The following is a 2,521-nucleotide window of genomic DNA, read 5'->3' as shown; positions in this document are numbered from 1 at the left end:
TGCTGCGAGAAGGGACTAGGTGTACTGAGCCGGGAGGTTGGTGACGCGGCTGAGCGGTGGGAGGCCGCCGAGGGCGGTGTGGCCGCGGTGGTGATTGTACTGGTGGAGCCAGCGGGCGAGCGCCTGAGTACGGGTTCGCTCTGAGCGGTAGACGCGGACGTAGGCCCACTCCTCCAGCAGGGTGCGGTTGAAACGCTCCACCTTGCCGTTGGTCTGGGGCCGGTACGGCCGGGTGAAACGGTGGCGGACGCCGGCCTCGGAGCAGAGCCGGGCGAAGGCTCCGCTGCGGTAGGCGGAGCCGTTGTCGGTGAGCATCGCCCGCGTCACGACGCCCTGTTCCGCAAACCAGGCCTGCGCGCGGCGCCAGAAGCCGGCCGCCGTCCCCGCCCGCTCGTCCCCCAGCACCTCGCTGTAGGCGAGCCGGGAATGGTCGTCGACCGCCGAGTGGATGTAGGCATAGCCCAGCCGCTGCCGGACACCGGCCTGACCGCGCCCGTGCGCCTGCCAGCCGCCACCCCGCGGGATGCGCCCGAGCTTCTTGATGTCGACGTGCACGAGGTCGCCGGGGTGGGCGTGCTCGTAGCGACGGATGACGCGTCCGGTGGGGCGGTCGAGCCAGGCGAGCCGGTGCAGGCCGAGGCGGCGGAGCACGCGGTAGACGGTAGAGGGGACGAGTCCGAGCCGGTTGGCGATCCGCACCGGTCCCAGCTTCCAGCGCCGGCGCAGTCGCTCGATGCGGCGTTCCGTGGCGCGCGGCGTCCGGCGAGGACTGCGCCGGGGGCGGGAGGAACGGTCCCGGAGCCCCGACTCCCCCTCGGCTAACCAGCGGCGCCACCAGCGGCTCGCGGTCTGGCGGGAGACCCCCATCTCATGCGCGACGTGGGCGACCGGCCGTCCCGCGGCGATGCGCTGGACGAGCAGCAGCCGGCCCGCGGGGGTGAGTTTGGCGTTAGCGTGCAAGTGGACCTCCTGGAGCTGGCGTAGCTGTGCTAGCCACACCTTCTCCGGGAGGTCCCCTGCGGTCATCTACCCCGTGTCACCAACGTCGATGGTCAGTACAACTAGCGTCGTAGTGGAGCGGCGGCCCTCGGTGCCTCGCGAGGATGGATCGATGCGGCGGCAGCGTGCGCGGTCGCGCGCGACACCCGGCGTGGAAGGTGGCGCTGCCGCTTTACCCGCAGGCGGGCACGGAGCCGAACGTCTACTACGTCCCGCCGATGTACGCGCCACGCGGGTACCTGCGGCAGATGTTCGGCCCCAACGTGGACGAGGCGCTGGAGGCCGACCAGCGCCTCGCCACAGACGACGACCTGGTCGACCTGACCGTGCGGATCGTGCACTCCTTCGAGGTCGAGGATGAGATCGCCATCAGCCATGGCGGATCAGGCGACGGACTCGTCAGCGTCCCGCTGCGCGGACCGACATTCATCTGCGAGTTCTTCGCCGAGATGTGTGTCTGAGATCGTCACACCTGCGTGCGAGAGATACCCCTGTGATCACTCCGCCACGTCACCAACCTCGATGGGTCATTACACCTCGCTGGCGGGCGCCATGCTGCCGCAGGCGTGTTCGCTGTTCGTCAGCGTGAACCCGGACTGCAGCAAGGACTCGACGTAATCAATCTCGGCCGCCCCGGGCGCAGTCGACACCTCCGGCGTCAGGCTCACGGGGATGCCCGACACCTCGAACTGGGCATCGCCGGGAAGCGCCTGGCCGAGCGCCATCCCATACTTCACCCCGCCGCAGTGGCAGCGGTGGTCGACGTAGATGCGCAGGGCCGCCCCGCGCTCCCCGCGTGAAATGACCTGCTGCAGCGGGGCCGTCGCCTGTTCTGAGATCCGTACCTCAGCCATCATTCTCTCCTCACCTGTCCGTCACGCTCTCGGTTCCGGACATACTCCTTGCGATGCTGCGGGTGCTGTCACCCACTGACCACCAGTTGTCTGTTGGCTCCGGGCGGCCCCCTCTCGATCCGTGGAGGCGGCCCCCCGGGCTGATGCGCACGAGGGGCCGCCTGGCGCCCGCTCTGACCCGCCCTCTGGCCTAGAAGAACACGATCTTGAGGGCGAAGGCGAAGAGCGCGAGTCCGCCCCACATTGCGACTGTGATCCCGGTCAGGTAGCCCACGCCGACCAGCGCTAGCCGCAGGTTGCGCGGGCGTCCCAGGAACCACCCCAACAGCATGATGTAGAGCGGTGAGAACACGATCCCGAGGATCAGGATGTCTCCGTACTTCATCGTCAGTCCTCTCCCACTTCGATCATGGGGATCAGCTTGCTCATCAGCAGGAAGAACAGCACAACGAGCGAGAACGCGCCGACGATGGTCGAGAGCTCAACCCACGAAGGGGAGTACTCCCCGGGCACGCCCTTGTAGAGCGAGAACACCGGGAAGCGCAGTCCGTCGAGGACGAACATCGTCTTCTCGATGAGCGTCCCAAGGACGGGCAGCGCCGCCGCCGTCGCCGTGCGCCCGATACTGAACAAGCTCGGGAACAGCATCTGTAGCGACAGGTAGAGCA

4 protein-coding genes and 1 pseudogene are annotated in these 2,521 nt (G+C 68.3%); 1 reads left to right on the top strand and 4 read right to left on the bottom strand.

The window, feature by feature from the left end; genetic code table 11:
• Window positions 1–15: 15 nt before the first annotated feature.
• The gene (locus ACYC1Z_RS15145) at window positions 16–1,026 is read right to left on the bottom strand and encodes an IS481 family transposase (RefSeq protein WP_461410339.1); all 1,011 of its coding nucleotides are present in this window, start codon (window positions 1,024–1,026) and stop codon (window positions 16–18) included.
• A gap of 131 nt (window positions 1,027–1,157) precedes the next feature.
• On the opposite strand from ACYC1Z_RS15145, the gene ACYC1Z_RS15140 reads away from it, so the two are divergent.
• Window positions 1,158–1,460, top strand: coding sequence for a hypothetical protein (locus ACYC1Z_RS15140; protein ID WP_461410338.1), 303 nt, complete (start codon window positions 1,158–1,160; stop codon window positions 1,458–1,460).
• Window positions 1,461–1,529: 69 nt separating this feature from the next.
• Here the strand turns inward: ACYC1Z_RS15140 and ACYC1Z_RS15135 are convergent, their stop codons facing one another.
• The 3 genes and pseudogenes from ACYC1Z_RS15135 to ACYC1Z_RS15125 form a co-directional block, all read right to left on the bottom strand.
• A complete protein-coding gene (locus tag ACYC1Z_RS15135; RefSeq protein WP_461410337.1) occupies window positions 1,530–1,853 on the bottom strand; it encodes an iron-sulfur cluster biosynthesis family protein in 324 nt (107 codons plus the stop codon).
• Between the two features lie 190 nt (window positions 1,854–2,043).
• Window positions 2,044–2,238: a hypothetical protein gene (locus ACYC1Z_RS15130; protein ID WP_461410336.1), complete on the bottom strand. Its 195-nt coding sequence runs from the start codon at window positions 2,236–2,238 to the stop codon at window positions 2,044–2,046.
• Between the two features lie 2 nt (window positions 2,239–2,240).
• Window positions 2,241–2,521 (bottom strand): annotated as a pseudogene (locus tag ACYC1Z_RS15125) (NrfD/PsrC family molybdoenzyme membrane anchor subunit); the annotation flags it as partial.

It is taken from the genome of Georgenia sp. (assembly GCF_054605595.1).
The sequence above is the reverse complement of the archived record's forward strand: the minus strand, read 5'-3'. Positions and strand labels throughout refer to the sequence as shown.

Excerpts from the sequence above, each read along its gene's own strand:
- ACYC1Z_RS15135 (WP_461410337.1), bottom strand. The coding sequence starts at position 1,853 with ATGGCTGAGGTACGGATCTCAGAACAGGCGACGGCCCCGCTGCAGCAG.
- ACYC1Z_RS15145 (WP_461410339.1), bottom strand. The coding sequence starts at position 1,026 with ATGACCGCAGGGGACCTCCCGGAGAAGGTGTGGCTAGCACAGCTACGC.
- ACYC1Z_RS15130 (WP_461410336.1), bottom strand. The coding sequence starts at position 2,238 with ATGAAGTACGGAGACATCCTGATCCTCGGGATCGTGTTCTCACCGCTC.